At 64.8% G+C, this 15591-nt stretch carries 10 protein-coding genes; 6 read left to right on the top strand and 4 right to left on the bottom strand.

Going from position 1 to position 15591, the window contains the following annotated elements:
- The first annotated feature begins 20 nt into the window (after positions 1-20).
- The 3 genes from ACTIFK_RS03790 to ACTIFK_RS03780 all read left to right on the top strand — a co-directional run bounded on the left by ACTIFK_RS03790 (position 21) and on the right by ACTIFK_RS03780 (position 3125).
- Entirely contained in the window at positions 21-902 is an 882-nt protein-coding gene (locus ACTIFK_RS03790) for an ABC transporter permease subunit (RefSeq protein ID WP_439541717.1), read from the top strand.
- Entirely contained in the window at positions 899-1720 is an 822-nt protein-coding gene (locus ACTIFK_RS03785; RefSeq protein WP_439541716.1) for an ABC transporter permease, read from the top strand. Before ACTIFK_RS03790 ends, ACTIFK_RS03785 begins: the two co-directional genes overlap by 4 nt.
- A gap of 130 nt (positions 1721-1850) precedes the next feature.
- On the top strand, positions 1851-3125 hold the full coding sequence (locus ACTIFK_RS03780) for an NAD(P)/FAD-dependent oxidoreductase (RefSeq protein ID WP_439541715.1): 1275 nt from the start codon (positions 1851-1853) through the stop codon (positions 3123-3125).
- Positions 3126-3418: 293 nt separating this feature from the next.
- Here the strand turns inward: ACTIFK_RS03780 and ACTIFK_RS03775 are convergent, their stop codons facing one another.
- Together ACTIFK_RS03775 and ACTIFK_RS03770 are read right to left on the bottom strand one after the other, a co-directional pair.
- Positions 3419-4780: a methyl-accepting chemotaxis protein gene (locus ACTIFK_RS03775; RefSeq protein ID WP_439541714.1), complete on the bottom strand. Its 1362-nt coding sequence runs from the start codon at positions 4778-4780 to the stop codon at positions 3419-3421.
- A gap of 201 nt (positions 4781-4981) precedes the next feature.
- Positions 4982-6073: an alpha/beta hydrolase gene (locus ACTIFK_RS03770; protein ID WP_439541713.1), complete on the bottom strand. Its 1092-nt coding sequence runs from the start codon at positions 6071-6073 to the stop codon at positions 4982-4984.
- A 325-nt stretch (positions 6074-6398) separates the two neighbouring features.
- On the opposite strand from ACTIFK_RS03770, the gene ACTIFK_RS03765 reads away from it, so the two are divergent.
- The 3 genes from ACTIFK_RS03765 to ACTIFK_RS03755 all read left to right on the top strand — a co-directional run bounded on the left by ACTIFK_RS03765 (position 6399) and on the right by ACTIFK_RS03755 (position 11007).
- The gene (locus ACTIFK_RS03765) at positions 6399-7739 is read left to right on the top strand and encodes an APC family permease (RefSeq protein WP_439541712.1); all 1341 of its coding nucleotides are present in this window, start codon (positions 6399-6401) and stop codon (positions 7737-7739) included.
- Positions 7736-8944 carry a hypothetical protein gene (locus ACTIFK_RS03760; protein WP_439541711.1) on the top strand — a complete coding sequence of 403 codons (1209 nt, stop codon included), beginning with the start codon at positions 7736-7738 and terminating at the stop codon, positions 8942-8944. The genes ACTIFK_RS03765 and ACTIFK_RS03760 overlap by 4 nt, the downstream gene beginning before the upstream one ends.
- A gap of 125 nt (positions 8945-9069) precedes the next feature.
- Entirely contained in the window at positions 9070-11007 is a 1938-nt protein-coding gene (locus ACTIFK_RS03755; RefSeq protein WP_439541710.1) for a hypothetical protein, read from the top strand.
- Between the two features lie 31 nt (positions 11008-11038).
- Here ACTIFK_RS03755 and ACTIFK_RS03750 read toward each other — a convergent pair whose 3' ends face one another.
- Positions 11039-12610 (bottom strand): peptide chain release factor 3, encoded by a 1572-nt coding sequence (locus tag ACTIFK_RS03750; RefSeq protein WP_439542068.1) that lies wholly within the window; start codon positions 12608-12610, stop codon positions 11039-11041.
- 681 nt (positions 12611-13291) lie between these two features.
- Entirely contained in the window at positions 13292-15523 is a 2232-nt protein-coding gene (gene recQ / locus ACTIFK_RS03745) for a DNA helicase RecQ (RefSeq protein WP_439541709.1), read from the bottom strand.
- Between the last annotated feature and the right edge of the window lie 68 nt (positions 15524-15591).

The raw sequence follows: 15591 nt of genomic DNA, 5'->3' as shown, positions 1-15591 counted from the left end.
GTGTTGAAGGATTTGATCCCATGCGCCGCTGGCTTCTGATTTCGGTGCCCTTCCTGTGGCTCCTGGTTTTCTTCCTCATTCCGTTCTTCATCGTCTTCAAGATCTCGCTGTCGGACATCGCGACGGCCATTCCGCCGTACACCCCGGTGTTCGACTTCACGACCGGGATCCGCGATTTCATCTCGCAGCTCGATTTCGAGAACTACAGGTTCATCTTCAACGACAGCCTGTATGTGAATTCCTATTTATCTGCGCTGAAGATCGCCGGGATCTCGACCATTCTAACGCTCTTCATCGCTTATCCGATCGCATACGGCATGGCGCGGGCGCCGAAGGAATGGCAGCCCACGCTCGTCATGCTGGTGATCCTGCCGTTCTGGACTTCGTTTCTCATCCGCGTCTACGCGTGGATCGGCATCCTGAAGAAGGAAGGCCTGCTCAACCTATTCCTCATGAATATGGGCGTGATCAGCGAGCCGCTGACGATCATGAACACGCCGCTCGCGGTCTATATCGGCATCGTCTACTCGTATCTGCCGTTCATGATTCTGCCGCTCTACGCGAGCCTCGAGAAGATCAACCCGGCGCTGCTCGAAGCCGCGGCCGACCTCGGCTCGCCGCCGTGGAAGGCGTTCTGGCAGGTCACGTTCCCGCTGTCCCTGCCGGGCGTGCTGGCCGGCTGCTTCCTGGTGTTCATTCCGGCAACCGGCGAATTCGTCATTCCCGATCTGCTCGGCGGCTCAGACACGCTGATGATCGGCAAGACGCTGTGGGGCGAGTTCTTCGCCAACCGCGATTGGCCGGTGTCCTCGGCGGTGGCGGTCGTGCTGCTGCTGGTGCTGGTGGTGCCCATCGTGATGTTCCAGCGCAACCAGGAAAATCAGCGGGAGGCTGCGCGATGAGACGCTTCAGCTGGTTCAATGCGACGTCCATCGCACTCGGGTTTGCGTTTCTCTACATCCCGATCCTGCTGCTCGTGATCTACAGCTTCAACGAATCGAAGCTGGTGACCGTGTGGGGCGGCTGGTCCACAAAATGGTATGCCTCGCTGCTGCAAAACGAGGGCCTCCTCAACGCGGCGTGGGTGACGCTGCGGGTGGCCATCGTGTCCTCCACGATCGCCACCATTCTCGGCACGCTGGCGGCCCTCGTGCTGGTGCGGGCGGGGCGCTTTCCAGGCCGGACGCTGTTCTCGGGGTTGATCTTCGCGCCGCTCGTCATGCCCGAAGTCATCACGGGCCTCTCGATGCTGCTCTTGTTCGTGGCGCTCAACATGGACCGCGGATTCTGGACGGTGGTCATCGCGCACGCCACGTTCTCGATGTGCTTCGCGGCTGTCGTGGTGCAGGCGCGTCTCTTCGACTTCGACAAGTCGGTGGAAGAGGCGGCCATGGATCTCGGTGCGACGCAGATCCAGACGTTCCTGCAGGTGACACTGCCGATCATCGCGCCGTCGGTGATCTCGGCGTGGCTGCTTTCGTTCACGCTGTCGCTCGACGATCTCGTGATCGCGAGCTTCGCAACGGGTCCCGGCGCGACGACGCTGCCGATGAAGATCTACAGTCAGGTCCGGCTTGGCGTGACGCCCGAGATCAATGCGATCTCGACGATCATGATCGGGCTGGTGACGATTGGCGTGCTCGTGGCGTCGTACACGACGAAACGCGCGAGCCAGCAGCAAGAGCGGGAGGTGAAGGCGGTCGACGCGGGCGCGAAATAGATCCGTTCCGGCGTTTCGACGTACGTTTCGTCGTGGCGCGATTATGACGCGCTTGCCATCGCATCCTGTCGAGAGGGCGGTGGCGCCGTGGACCATTTCCAAGTGCGCTCCGACCGCCTAAGTAAGACCCATGTCAGCCACTCACATCAATTCCTACTACGCGGCCACGGCCAACGATCAGACCCGCTATCCGAAGCTCGAAGGTACGCACAAGGCCGACGTTTGCGTCGTTGGCGGCGGGTTTTCGGGCGTTTCGACGGCGCTGAGCCTTGTCGAGCGCGGCTATACGGTTGCTCTCGTCGAGGCGCAACGCATCGGCTGGGGCGCGTCGGGGCGCAACGGCGGGCAGATGATCGCCGGCATCAGCGGCGAGCACCGCATCGAGAGCCAACTCGGCGCGGATGGACGCCGGCTGCTGGCCGACATCCGCTATCTCGGCCACGACATCATCGAGCGCCGCATCGAAGCCCATCAGATCCGCTGCGACCTCAAGCGCGGCTGGGGCGAGGTGGCGGCGCGCCCGCGTCACATGGACATGCTGCGCGCATACGTCGAGGAGAGACACGCCGAGGGCGACGGCGATCTTCTGGAGGTGATCGAGCCGGATGCCATGCAAACGGTGATCGGCTCGGATGCCTACCACGGCGCCTATGTCGACCGGCGCAGCGGACATCTCCATCCGTTGAACTTGTGCCTCGGGGAGGCGCGCGCGGCCGCGGGGCTGGGCGTGCGCATCTTCGAGGAAAGCCCGGTCGTTTCCGTCACGGGGGGCGCGTCGCCCGCGGTCGTGACGGAGAAGGGGCGGGTGGATGCGGCCTCGATCGTGCTCGCGGGATTTCTCGATCCCTCGTTCCAGACCGGTCCGCTCAATGGGCTGCTGTTTCCGACCGGCAGTTATATCGTCGCGACGGAGCCCTTGGCGGAGGACGTCGCGCGCGAGATCATCCCCGGTGATCTGGCCATTGCGGACAGCAATGTGGTGCTCGACTATTTCCGCCTATCGGCCGACCGCCGACTGTTGTTCGGCGGGCGGTGCAACTATTCGAACCGCGATCCAAGCGATATCCGCGAAACATTGCGGCCGCGCATGGTCGAGGTGTTCCCGCAACTCAAGGACGTGGCGCTCGATTTCGCATGGGGCGGCAAGATCGACATTGTGCTGACGCGCGTTCCGGCCATCGGACGTCGGGAGGCCAACGTCTATTACATGCAGGGGTACTGCGGGCACGGCGTGAACGCGACGCATATCGCGGGCGAAATCGTGGCGGACGCGATCTCCGGCACGATGGAGCGGCTCGATCTGTTCGAGAAGATCCGCCAAATCCGTCTGCCGGTCGGGCAGTTCCTCGGCAACCAGATGCTGGCGCTGGGCATGCTGTACTATCGCCTGCGCGACCTGCTTTAGAGCATTTTCCGATCTGGCGGAATCGCAATGCGATCCCCTCCCCCTTCATGGCGAAGCCATGCTGCGCCTGGACGCGGGGAGGAGTAAGAGGCGCAAAGCCAAGAGACATTCGTCGGTTTTCTGGCTTCACCCCACCCGGCGCCGTCACGCCGGCGCCACCCTCCCCGTCAAGGGGAGGGTGAAGAATGTGCGCGTCCGTGTGATCGGAAATCCTCTAGCGTTCGCGCCTCCAAAAAACTAACGGCGCGCAGACCGGATGGTCGCGCGCCGTTTTGTTTTCGGGTGGTGGTCGCTTAACCGGCGGCGCGTTCGAGTAGGCGCGCTGCGGCCTGCTGGAGCTTCGCGATGGCTTCGTCGCAGGCGACGTAGGCCGGCGTTGCGGCGCCCCAGTTGTGATTGCGGACCTCGTCGACCATCTTCGTCGCCTGGGTCTGGGCGGTGGACATCGCAGAGGCGAGATCGGCGGCGAGAGACGACGCGCCGGTTGCATTCGCGACCTCGTCGGCTTCCGCCATGACGCCGGACTGCGAGAGCTGCGGGGTCGTGGCGGGCACCGGCATCGCGCCGAGCAGGATCTGGGCGAGTTGGAGCTTCCAGGATACGGATTCGGAGCCGACGCGGATGAGCGCGGCGCAGCGAACCGGCAGCTCGGCGGCGTCGAACGCCTTGCGCAGAGTGCCTTCGCATTCCTCGAGGCGCTTGCCGATCTTCTGGACTTCGTCCTTGCTCTTGGTGGCCTTTTCCGAGATGCGGACGACGTTCTGCGTGATTTCGGTGGTGGCGGCGCGCTGCTGTTCGAGCACGTTCGAGAGCCCGCGGATGCGCTCGGCAACCTCGGCAACTTCGTCGCCCATGCTTTCGATGATGGAGCCGACCTGGGTGACCACGGAATTGCCGGAGGCCACGGACTTCAGGCTGTCGGCGACGGCGTGGCGGATCTCGCGCATTTCGCGGGTGAGGGCTTCGACGCGCGAGCGGATTTCCTGCGTTGCCTTGCCGGTTTCAACGGAGAGGCTCTTCACTTCGGCGGCGACGACCGCGAAGCCGCGGCCTGCTTCACCGGCGCGGGCTGCTTCGATGGTGGCGTTGAGGGCCAGAAGGTTCGTCTGACGCGCGATCGAGTCGATCGAGGTTGCCATTTCGCCGATCTGATCGACGGCGCTCTGCAGCACCGCGACCTGCTCGCCGATCTTGCTCGACTGGCCTTGGATGTTCGTCATGGCCTCAACGGCCGCGCGGCTGTCGTTGATGCAGCTGCGCATGGTGTCGCGCGCATTCTCGGTCTGCGTGGCGCTGGCGGCGGAGACGGTGGACAGTTCGGCGATGGACGCGGCCATCTGTTCGACGGCGCTCGAGATCGAGACCGTCGACTGGGCCACTTCGCTGAAGTCGTGCGACAGCCAGCCGATGTTGATGGCGGCTTCGCAGGCTTCCTTGCCGAGGCCGCTCGCCAGGACGAGCTGGTTGGAGTAACCGGATTTCACGAGGTCGACGAGACGTTCGAGGGCGTTGCCCAGATTGCCGTCGATGGAGATTTTGGCGGACAGCTTGCTGCGAATGAGCGTTTCGAGGGCGTCGACCAGCTGCTGCTCCGCTCGACCGGCGGGCGCGGCTTGAACCGGCATCTTGTCCGTGGGCTCAGTCGTGCGTCGCATTGAAAACACGCAAATTCTCCTTGGTTGACGGAGCCCGGTTCGGGATTGCTCACGGGGAAACAGCCGCCCGCAAACGTTCCCGTCGGGTCTAAAGAAGCATCAGCCTGTAGAATTGATCAGCATGCATTAAAGTCCGCTTAACCGAGCGGTGGTGGATGACATTTTGTGAGATGTTCGGCAGAGGATGCCGGAAACTGGCGTTTAGCGCCGGTAGCCGGGCAGGCGCCGGAGCAGGTCCTCGATGGGGTTGTCCACCCAGGCCCGGGTCACGAAGCTGCGATGGGACACATCCTCGCCGCCGGACAGGCCAGACAGGAACGTCACGTCGCCCTGATTGAGCGGCCGGACCAGCTCGGTTTCGTAGGCAATGTCCTTCGATGCCAGGATGGTGGCCAGCTCGACGTTCTTGTCGCGCGTGGAGCCGAGGTAGGCGCTGACGAAGAAGGCAGAGCGGTCGTTTTCGATCCAGGACGTGAACTTGCCGAGCTCGCCGTAAAGGGCGTCGAGCAGCACGACGCCGCGCAGGCGTTTTTTCAGGCCGCCCTTCGTGGCGCAGGTGGCGGCTGCAAGATATCCACCGCTGTAGGCGACAAAGACCACGGGGGCGGAGGCGAAGCTCACGGCGCTGCGGCGGTCGCCGTGGAGTTTGGTGAGGGCTTGCGTCGCTTCCCCCATGAAGCGGCCGAAGGCTCCCGGCTCCCAGAAGCGGCCAGCGCTCGAATCGGCGGCGTCGACGGCGAATTGCGGGGCGATCAGGACGGCGTTGGCGCCCGAGCGGGAGATTTGATCTGCAACCCGCTGGCGGCGCAGCACGTCGCGCTCGAGGGTGGCGCCGTGGCCATGGAAGAAGACGACGATCACCGAGGGGCGGCGGATGTCGAAGCCCTTGGGAATGTGCAGGAGAACGCGGTCGTCGGCGTACGTTTCGTCTTCCCAGTAGAGCCGCCCATAAGGCGTCGTGTGGCCGCGACGGCCTTCCTCGTTGACGACATCGAGGAAGGGGTGGCCGGTGCCCGGCACTTCACCGCGATAGGGGAAAGGTGCGGTCTGGAAGGGAAGGAGCGCCGTCTTGGCTTGCGCGAGCGGCGCGGAACGGGATTGGACCGGATGGGGCTTCGGAACGGCTTCCGGCATCGCGACGCGGGCGGGATTCGGTTTGACGGGGGTGGCCTTGGCGTGCGCGGCAGGAGCCGCGAACGCGGCCAGGGCGACGGCACACAACCTGGCCGTGCGCGCAACGGCTCGCCGCGCGGCGTTCGCATAGGTCGTCGTCGTCTCGGCTGAACGCCTCATTCCATGGCCGCCGTTGCTTGAGGGATGCGGATTGTGGCTGCGCCCAGATGCGCGCATGGCCCGCTCGGAACCCCCTTGATGCGAACACGCTCAATACGAACACGCTCAATGAACACCCTAGGCTCGGAATGGTTTCTTGAGCCTTGATGCCCGTCCCAGACGCCTTACCGATCAATCGTGTCCAAGATGTGAGACCACTGATCTGTGTTGCATTTGCGCCGGCGGTGCAATTTGGCCACGTGAACCGCCGAATTTCGCCCCGCGCTTGTTGGTCCGTGTTCCGCCTTATAGGGTTCCGGCTCGATTTGGACGTGGGCACAGATAGATGACTTCGACGGACGCCGTTCTCACCGCGCGCGCTCCCGACGCCGACCGGCGGTCGGTGTCGACGGGGACTGCGACGGCCATCGCCGTTGCGGACATGATCGGCATCGGCGTGTTCACGAGCCTCGGCTTCCAGCTCCTGTCACTGCCGTCCGGCTTTGCCGTTCTGATGCTCTGGATTGTCGGCGGCGCGGCGGCCCTGTGTGGTGCGCTCTCGTACGCCGAGCTGGCGGTCGCGTTTCCGCGTTCGGGGGGTGAATACAACTTCCTGTCGCGCATCTATCACCCCATGATCGGCTTCATGGCCGGCTGGGTCTCGGCGACCGTCGGCTTCGCGGCGCCGGTCGCGCTGGCGGCCATGGCGTTCGGCGACTATTTCGCCGGCGCGTTCCCGGGGGCTCCGCCGCTGCTGTGCGGCCTCGCCGTGGCGTGGGGCGTCACGCTGATCCAGCTCTCCGGCGCGGCGCCGGGCGTGATTTTTCAGAACGTCGCGACGGCCATCAAGGTCGCGTTGATTCTCGTCTTCATCGTTGCCGGGTTCTCGACCGCCGAGCCGCAGCCGATCTCGTTCCTGCCGCAGGCGGGCGACCTCGCCTATCTCGCGAGCGCGCCGTTCGCCGTCAGCCTCGTGTTCGTCATGTACTCCTACTCGGGGTGGAATGCCGCGACCTACATCGCGGGCGACGTGCACGATCCGGCCCGCAGTCTGCCGCGGGCGATGTTCTGGGGAACGCTGATCGTCATTGTGCTCTACGTGCTGCTCAACGCCGTCTTTCTCTATACGACGCCAATGAGCGCGATGGCGGGGCAGCTCAACGTGGCGCAGGTTGCGGGCGAGCACATCTTCGGCGCCACCGGCGGGCGCATCGTGGCCGGCTTGATCTGCATCGGCCTCGTCTCTGCCATCAGCGCCATGATGTGGATCGGTCCGCGCGTGACGGTGGCGATGGGCGAGGACTTCTCGTTGCTCAGCGTATTTGCCCGGTACTCGCGCAGCGGCGTACCGGCGACGGCGATCCTGCTGCAGATCTCGGTCGTGACGCTTCTGCTGCTCACGCAAAGCTTCGAAGCGGTTCTCGACTTCATCCAGTTCAGCCTGACGCTGTGCTCGTTCCTGGCCGTGGCGGGCGTGATCGTGCTGCGCGTGACGCGTCCGGACCTGCCGCGGCCCTACAAGGTCTGGGCATTTCCCCTGACGCCGCTCGTGTTTCTCGGCGTCACGGGCTTCATGATGACTTACCTTCTTTTCGAAAAGCCCTGGCAATCGCTTGCCAGTCTCGGGCTGATGGCGTCCGGCTTGGTGCTGTTCGCGCTGTCGAACAGGGGCGGGGCGCGGGCATGACGAACACCACCGCAAACATCAAGGGATTTCGGCAGATGAGATTGCGTCACGCAGTTCTCGCGGGGCTTGCCCTGGCGCTCGCGTTCGCGAGCCTTCCATTCGCAGATCGGGCAAACGCGCAGGCGCCTGCCGCCCCGGCCGCGCAGGCCAAGGCGACGCAGGCCAAGGCGACGCCAGACGATACGGCGCGCGTGCTCGGAGGGTTGGCGCCCTCGACCGGCTCGCCGCTCGAAGCGTTCACGAAAGAGGCGTCGTGGCAGTCGCATTCGCGGTACTTCAATTCGGCGTGGGCGCAGCTTTCGGCGCGCCAGCTTTCCAAGATCAAGACGTGGTCGGCCAAGCATGTGCCGAACCGCAAGCCGGTGCTGTTCTATATGTTCAGCGGTCCGGACTTCCTGTACGCGGACGCGTTCTTCGACGGCGCTTCGACGTACGTGCTGTCCGGCCTCGAGCCGGTCGGGCAGGTGCCGGATCTCACGGCGCTGACGCCGCGGGCGTTCGGGGGCGAGCTGCGGGGCTTGCAGAACTCGCTCAACTCGGTGCTGAGCTACAGCTTCTTCATCACCAAGAAGATGAAGACGCAGCTGCGCGACGGACGCCTCACCGGCACGCTTCCCATTCTCTACACGTTCCTGGCGCGGTCCGGAAAAACGGTGAAAGAGACGACGCTCGTTTCGCTCAACACCGACGGCACGGTGACGCCGCTCACGGGAGAGTTGGCGAAGGGGGCGAGCCCGGGCGCCAAGATTCAGTTCTCGTCCGGGGCCGGTCCCGACAAGACGCTCTATTACTTCAACACCGATCTTTCGGACGGCGGCCTGAAGGCGAGCGGGTTTCTGGCGTTCTGCAAGGGGCTCGGCGAGGGTGACAGCTTCGTCAAGAGCGCGTCGTACCTGATGCACTCCGATAATTTCTCCATGGTGCGGTCGTTCATCGTCGAGAACAGCGGCACGCTGGTGCAGGACGACTCGGGGGTGCCGGTGCGCTTCCTGGAGGAGTCCGCCTGGCGGCTCGAGGCCTATGGCCGGTATCTGCGGCCGCTTGGGATTTTCCCCAGGGCCTACCAGCCGAAGATGCAGGAGCTGTTCGCGAAAGGCCGTGCCACGCCCATCGATTTCGGGGTCGGCTACCGGTGGCGTCCAAACGAATCCAATCTGCTGGTCGCGGTGCGGACGTCGTCGGCGCGAGCGGAGGCCAAGCCCTAGGAGGTCGCCTGACTGCTGGCCGGGCGCGCGCCCCGCCAGCGGCTTTGCCTAGCTTCAGTCACGGTTATAGGCTATCCGCCGGATGCTCCCGGGGGCGTTCCGTTCAGGTTGTGTAGGAGGGTTGTGTGGCCACCGTCGTCAATGTCCATGGCACGTTTGTGCATTCGGCGGGCACGGCCGACGCCCTCAACATCAACCCCGACGCGCCGGTCCAATGGTGGCAGCAGGGCAGCACCTTCGAGCACGAGGTGAAGAGCTACGTCACGGGTGAGGACGGGCCGGTCGACGTCGTGCCGTTCACATGGCGCTCCCAGAACAGCGAGATCGATCGGCGTCAGGCAGGCTCGGCTCTGCTCGAGACGCTGCGCGGGCTCGACAAGAAGGGCGAGCCGTATGTCGTCGTCGGGCATAGCCACGGCGGGTCGGTGATTGCGTCGGCGCTGATCGAGAGCGTGTCGCGGCGCAGGCCGCTGGTCAACCTCAAGCGCTGGATCACGATCGGCACGCCGTTCGTCGGGATGCGCAAGGAGCGCTTTCTGTTCTCGCGCCTCACGCTGACGCGGAAGGTGATCTTCGTCGCCTCGCTGATGCTGGCGCTGATGTTCCTGTTCTACGTCATGGGTGAGTTGTTCACGCATGGCTTCCAGGCACGCAGCGACCGCTACTACACGGCGCTGTTGTTCAACGGCGTAATGATGACGTTGCCCATCCTGTTTTCCTACATCGTGTTCCGCTTCTTCGATGGGCGAGAGCTGAAGGGGTACAGTGGGGGAACCGTAGCGCGCGCGCGTACCTCGTACGCGGGAAAATGGCTGCCAATCAGCCACAAGAACGACGAAGCCGTGCAGGGGTTGCGCATGCTGCCCGGCATGAAACTCCACTTCTTTGACGACGGTTTCGCGGCCTCCACGATCACCAAGGCTGCGGTCATCGCGCTGCCGCTCGTCTATCTTTTCGCCGTGACGTCGCCGACGATCATGCTCGGGATCTCGGATTTTCTGCAGACACGGATTTACGACGTGCAGGAGTTCGTCGAGGAAGACGGCGCGGCGACCAAAGCGCGCGAAGAACTGCGGAATTTTTCGGGGCGGATGCGCGAATATCAGGAGCAGGCCGATCAGCAGAGCGGTCTCAATCCGGCGGCCGCCGAAGAAGCGCGGCAACGGGCGGCGGGCGCGCGGCGCGAGCTACGGGAAAAGCGGCGGCAGCTCGAGCAGTCGTTTCCGGAGTTCAACAGCGTGGAGCGCGCGCAACGCTTCAAGCGCCGCTTTCTACAGCGTGCAGGTCAGCCATGCGAGGGCGGGAGGCTCTGCGGCGGAGGGCATGACTATGCACTCAACAGCAAGCTTCTGTTCCACGTCGTGACGGACGAGCTTTCGAGTGCGGTGATCGACGACGGAGTCGTGGGGGGACGGATCGGCGGTCTGCTGCGGCTGCTGATCCCGGTGATACTGGTGCCGCTGGCGTTCGCGGTGATTGCGCTCGTCATGCTGAAGGTGATCGAATATTTGGCTCAGTTCGTGAGCAAGGTGCTCGCGCGCGGGCTGAACAAGCTGACGCTGGCCGAAATGAAGCGGTCGACGTTCGGCAACGATACGGAAGGCGAAATCGTCGTCGGGGCGGACTATGGGCCGTCATGGCTCGACCCGGTCACGTGGGAGCTGCCGGCGGATGTGGCGGACAGGATTTCCGCGCACAGCAATGCGATGGCCTCGCAGTCGATCGCGAAGTTCCGCGAGGCGATCAGCACACTTTCCTATGCCGAAGGCGAGGATGCGCGGTCGAAGCTGATTTCCAACTATCTGACGTGGAACGAACTCGTGCACACGTCGTATTTCGAGGTGCCCGAGTTCCGCAAGATGGTGGCGCTGGCGATCAGCCAGGCGCCGGGGTTCCGCCCCACCGAGAACCTGCTCAATGACGTCGAATACCAGGCCACGGTGCAGTGGGTGGCGGTGCTGGGGCAGCCGGTCGTGATCGGAGACACTCCCGGCATCATGGTCGCCGATGTTGCGCCGCAGGTCCTTGGTGCGCCGCAGGGGCAGGCTTCCTACCAGGCTTGAATGATGGATAGGCTGCGCCGCGGCGTGGGCCTTACGTCTTGATCTCCAGGAACTCGACGTCCGGGTTGCGGCCGGCGTTGTAGTTGAGGTTGAAGATCGAGCCCGGCAGATAGACGTGGTCGCCGTCGAGGTCCGTGGCGATCGACGAGCGGTTGCTGTCGATGAACTTCTTGAGAGCTGCGGGGTCCTTGGACCGGATCCAGCGCACGGCATCGCACGGCGCGGGATCGAAGTCCGTCTTCAGACCGTATTCGTGCTTGAGCCGGTCGGCGAGAACGTCGAGCTGCAGCGCGCCGATCACGCCCACGACGGGCTGGGTGCCGTCGATCGGCGAGAACACCTGCACGACGCCTTCCTCGGCCATCTCGCGGATCGCATCCTTGAGCTTCCGGGCCTTGATGGCATCTTCGAGCCGGATGCGGCGCAGGATTTCCGGCGCAAAGCTCGGGATGCCGAGGAACGTGATGTCCTCGCCTTCGGTGAGCGCGTCGCCGATGCGGAGCACGCCCCGGTTCGGAATGCCGACCACGTCGCCCGCGAACGCTTCCTCGGCAATCGAGCGATCCTGAGCGAAGAAGAACTGGGGCGAGTTGATCGCCATGGTCTTGCCGGAGCGGACGTGCTTCACCTTCATGCCGCGCGTGAGCTTGCCCGAGCAGACGCGCATGAAGGCGATGCGGTCGCGGTGGTTCGGATCCATGTTCGCCTGGATCTTGAAAACGATGCCGGTCATGGCCGGCTCGGTCGCCTCGATCTCGCGCGTGGCGGCGCGCTGCGACAGCGGCGGGGGCGCATATGTCTTGAGGGCGTCCAGCACATCGCGAACGCCGAAGTTCTTGAGCGCGGAGCCGAAGTAGACGGGCGAGAGCGCGCCGTGGCGGAATTTTTCGAGATCGAAGCGGCCGCACGCGGCGCCCACGAGATCGATTTCCTCGCGCCAGCGGGCGTAGGCGTCCGGCTCCAGCAGCTCGTGGAGCAGCGGATCGTCGGGGCCGGTGATCGGTTCGCCGTCCGGGTTTGCGTCGAGGCGGCGGATGCGCGGCTGATAGAGATCGTAGGTGCCGCGGAACTCGCGACCCTTGCCGACCGGCCAGACCATGGGCGCCGTATCGAGCGCCAGAGTCTTCTCGATCTCGTCCAGGAGATCGAGCGGCTCGCGGGCTTCGCGGTCGAGCTTGTTGATGAAGGTGACGATCGGGATGTCGCGCATGCGACAGATCTCGAACAGCTTCTGCGTGCGCGTTTCGATTCCGCGCGCGGCGTCGATGACCATGATGGCGGAATCGACCGCCGTCAGCGTGCGGTAGGTGTCGTCGGAGAAGTCTTCGTGGCCCGGCGTGTCGAGCAGGTTGAAGACGGCGCCGCCGTATTCGAACGTCATGACGGAGGTGACGACGGAGATACCGCGCGCCTTTTCGATGGCCATCCAGTCGGAGCGCGTGGAGCGTCCGTCCCGCTTGGCCTTGACCTGGCCGGCGAGCTGGATCGCGCCGCCGAACAGGAGAAGCTTTTCGGTGAGGGTCGTCTTACCGGCGTCGGGATGCGAGATGATCGCGAACGTGCGGCGCCGGCCGATTTCCTCGGCGAGCTTTGCCTGGGCCATTGCGGCGGGCTTCGGTGCGGCAGTTGCGGAGGGGCTGTCCTGCGCCTCCGGCGTTTCCGCCAGATTGTCGTTGCTCATCATCTTGTCCGGAACGTCGTTTGGCGGGCTCTATAGCATCGTTTGCATGGAAAACCAGAATCCCCTCTCCCCGCCCGCGGGGAGAGGGTCAGGGTGAGGGGCGGATGCTGGCGCTGCGGTGTGTTGCTGCCCCTCATCCTAACCTTCTCCCCGTAAGCACGGGGAGAAGGGATCGGTCGCACTCACCGCTTCCGACGTAGTCTTGCGATGCAACGAGGTAACAACCGCCACCAATCGGCAACAGGTTCCCTCTCCCCCTGGGGAAGGTGAGGGGGCGCTGGCCTCATGCTGCTTTCCCAAGTGGTGAAATGGGTCCTCGGGAGTCCATGCGGAGCATGGCTACGCCATGACCCCGAGGATGACAGTGGGGGCGATGCGCTCGCGCCCTTTCACCCGAAAGCGATCGGTCCATGCGAAGCATAGCTTGCGGTGTCCCGTTGAGCGATTCCGGCCGCCCACTCTCACCGTCATGCCCGCGGAGGCGGGCACCCACGACACGTTTCAACTCGGGTGCGTTCTCAGATTTGTCACATCCGTGGACACTTGCCGTGGATGGCCGCCTTCGCGGCCATGACGATTTTGGGGAGGCCGCGAAAGCTTTCGCTAGGCCAGCTCGGCGAGAAGGCATTTCAGGATGCCGTACTCGAAGCGTGCGTCGAGCGCGGCGTGGGCGGGGCCCAGCTTTCCGGAGTCGAGGGTGCCCAGGCGCTCGAAGACGGCGTGAATTTCGTCGAGGTCGGCCGGGTCCAGATCGAGGACGTCGTCGGCCGCAAGGACACCGGCTTCGATGGCGTCGGCAAAGTGGGTGTAGACCGTCGAAACATCGAGATTGCGGTCGGCCGCGATCGCCTCGGGCGCCACACCCGTCCGATGCAGGGCAAGCGTGCGGTTGACGGTCGGGCTCAGGCGGCTGTCGAAGCCGGTGTTGGCGCCAAAGCTCGCGATCTCATCCAGGATAGCCTTGCCGTAGCGCTTGATCTTGCTTGCACCGAGCCCGGTGATGCCGTGCAGACCTTCCTCGTCGGCGGGGCGGCTGGTCGCTAGCTCCACCAGCGTTTTGTCGTGGCAGATGACGTAGGGTGGCAGCTTCGCGGCTGTGGCGAGGCTGAGCCGGAGGGCGCGGAGCGCGTCGTAGAGCGGGCGGTCGGAGGCCGCGACCTTTTCGGCGGATGCGGCGGCGCTCTTCGACGACTTGGCCTTCTTTTCCCGGGGCGGCGCCAAGCGAAGCAGGAACTTCTCTTCGCCGCGCAACACGGGCCGCGCCTTTTCGGTGAGTTGCACCGTGCCGTGGCCCTCTTCGTCGGAGGCGAGATAGCCCAGGGCGGTGAGCTGGCGGAACAGGCTGCGCCAGACGGTAGCGTCCGTGTCCTTGCCGATGCCCCACACCGACAATCGATCATGGCCGTTGCGGCACGCGCGCTCGGTGTCTTTCGCCTGCAGGACGTCGATCAGATAGCCGACGCCGAAACGCTGGCCGGTGCGGTAGGCGGCCGAGAGTGCCATCTGGGCGGGTACGCTGCCGTCGACGGTTTGCGGCGGGTTGAGGCAGTTGTCGCAGTTGCCGCACGGGGGCGAGCCGGTCTCGCCGAAATAGGCGAGCAGAAGTTGACGCCGGCAGGTCGCGGCTTCGCACAGGCCGACGAGAGAATCGAGCTTCTGGCGCTGGGCGCGCTTGAACAGCTCCGAGCCTTCGCTCTGGGCGATCCATTGCGTCTGCTGGATGATGTCCTGCATGCCGTAGGCGAGCCAGGCGTTGGCCGGCTCTCCATCGCGGCCGGCGCGGCCGGTCTCCTGGTAGTAGGCTTCCATGGAGCGCGGCAGATTGAGGTGGGCGACGAAGCGGACGTCCGGCTTATCGATGCCCATGCCGAACGCGATCGTCGCGACCATGACGATGTTGTCGTCCTTCAGGAAGCGCTCCTGGGCGGAGCGGCGAACTTCGGGATCGAGCCCGGCATGATAGGCAAGCGCGTTGCGTCCCTTGCGCACAAGCCAGGCGGCCGTCTCGTCGACGGATTTGCGCGACAGGCAGTAGACGATGCCGGCGTCGTTGGGGTGCTCGGCAGCGAGGAAACTCCAGAGCCGCTCGCGGGCGCTCATCGAGCCCATCTCGGCAATCGTGTAGCGGATGTTCGGGCGGTCGAAACTTGCGACGCGCCGCAGCGCGTTCTCAAGACAGAGTTCGGTGGCGATTTCCTCGCGCGTGCGCTGATCGGCGGTTGCGGTCAGGGCAATGCGCGGCGTGTTCGGGAAGCGGCTCGCGAGCACCTTGAGCTGGCGGTATTCGGGGCGGAAGTCATGGCCCCATTGCGATACGCAGTGGGCTTCGTCAATCGCGAAGAGGGCGATCTCGGCGCGCTCGAGCAGGCGCAGTGTACGATCCAACACGAGGCGCTCGGGGGCGACGTAGAGGAGATCGAGCGTGCCGGCGACGAGTTGACGTTCGATCGCGTCCTGCGTGTTGCGATCCTGGGAGGAGTTGAGGAAGGCGGCCCGGACGCCGGCTTCCTTCAGCGCGTCGACCTGATCCTGCATGAGCGCGATCAACGGCGAGACGACGATGCCGGTGCCGCGGCGCACGAGGGACGGGATCTGGTAGCAGAGCGACTTGCCGCCGCCGGTCGGCATCAGGGCGAGCACGTCGCCGCCGCCGATCAGGGCCTCGATGATCTCGGCCTGATGCGGGCGGAAGCTGGTGTAGCCGAACACCTCTTCCAGCACGTTGCGCGCCTCGGCGAGGCTCGGCACTTTGGGCACGGTGCGCGCCTCGCCCTGGCTCGGCGGGGGGGCCAAGGGCGCGAGGGAGGCGGTCTTGCGCAGCGCGGCTGGCGGCATGCTGGGGTCCCGTGGCGTGAAGCCGGTGGCGTTACAGGTGCGGACGGGAAAATTGCGTCGCGCCTCGC

Source organism: Hyphomicrobium sp. (assembly GCF_051860585.1).
In the GTDB taxonomy this organism is placed as follows: domain Bacteria; phylum Pseudomonadota; class Alphaproteobacteria; order Rhizobiales; family Hyphomicrobiaceae; genus Hyphomicrobium_C.
The sequence above is the reverse complement of the archived record's forward strand: the minus strand, read 5'-3'. Positions and strand labels throughout refer to the sequence as shown.

Excerpts from the sequence above, each read along its gene's own strand:
- ACTIFK_RS03750 (WP_439542068.1), bottom strand. The coding sequence starts at position 12,610 with ATGGCCCAGGCAAAGCTCGCCGAGGAAATCGGCCGGCGCCGCACGTTC.
- ACTIFK_RS03790 (WP_439541717.1), top strand. The coding sequence starts at position 21 with ATGCGCCGCTGGCTTCTGATTTCGGTGCCCTTCCTGTGGCTCCTGGTT.
- ACTIFK_RS03760 (WP_439541711.1), top strand. The coding sequence starts at position 7,736 with ATGACGAACACCACCGCAAACATCAAGGGATTTCGGCAGATGAGATTG.
- ACTIFK_RS03780 (WP_439541715.1), top strand. The coding sequence starts at position 1,851 with ATGTCAGCCACTCACATCAATTCCTACTACGCGGCCACGGCCAACGAT.
- ACTIFK_RS03775 (WP_439541714.1), bottom strand. The coding sequence starts at position 4,780 with ATGCGACGCACGACTGAGCCCACGGACAAGATGCCGGTTCAAGCCGCG.
- ACTIFK_RS03785 (WP_439541716.1), top strand. The coding sequence starts at position 899 with ATGAGACGCTTCAGCTGGTTCAATGCGACGTCCATCGCACTCGGGTTT.
- recQ (WP_439541709.1), bottom strand. The coding sequence starts at position 15,523 with ATGCCGCCAGCCGCGCTGCGCAAGACCGCCTCCCTCGCGCCCTTGGCC.
- ACTIFK_RS03770 (WP_439541713.1), bottom strand. The coding sequence starts at position 6,073 with ATGAGGCGTTCAGCCGAGACGACGACGACCTATGCGAACGCCGCGCGG.
- ACTIFK_RS03765 (WP_439541712.1), top strand. The coding sequence starts at position 6,399 with ATGACTTCGACGGACGCCGTTCTCACCGCGCGCGCTCCCGACGCCGAC.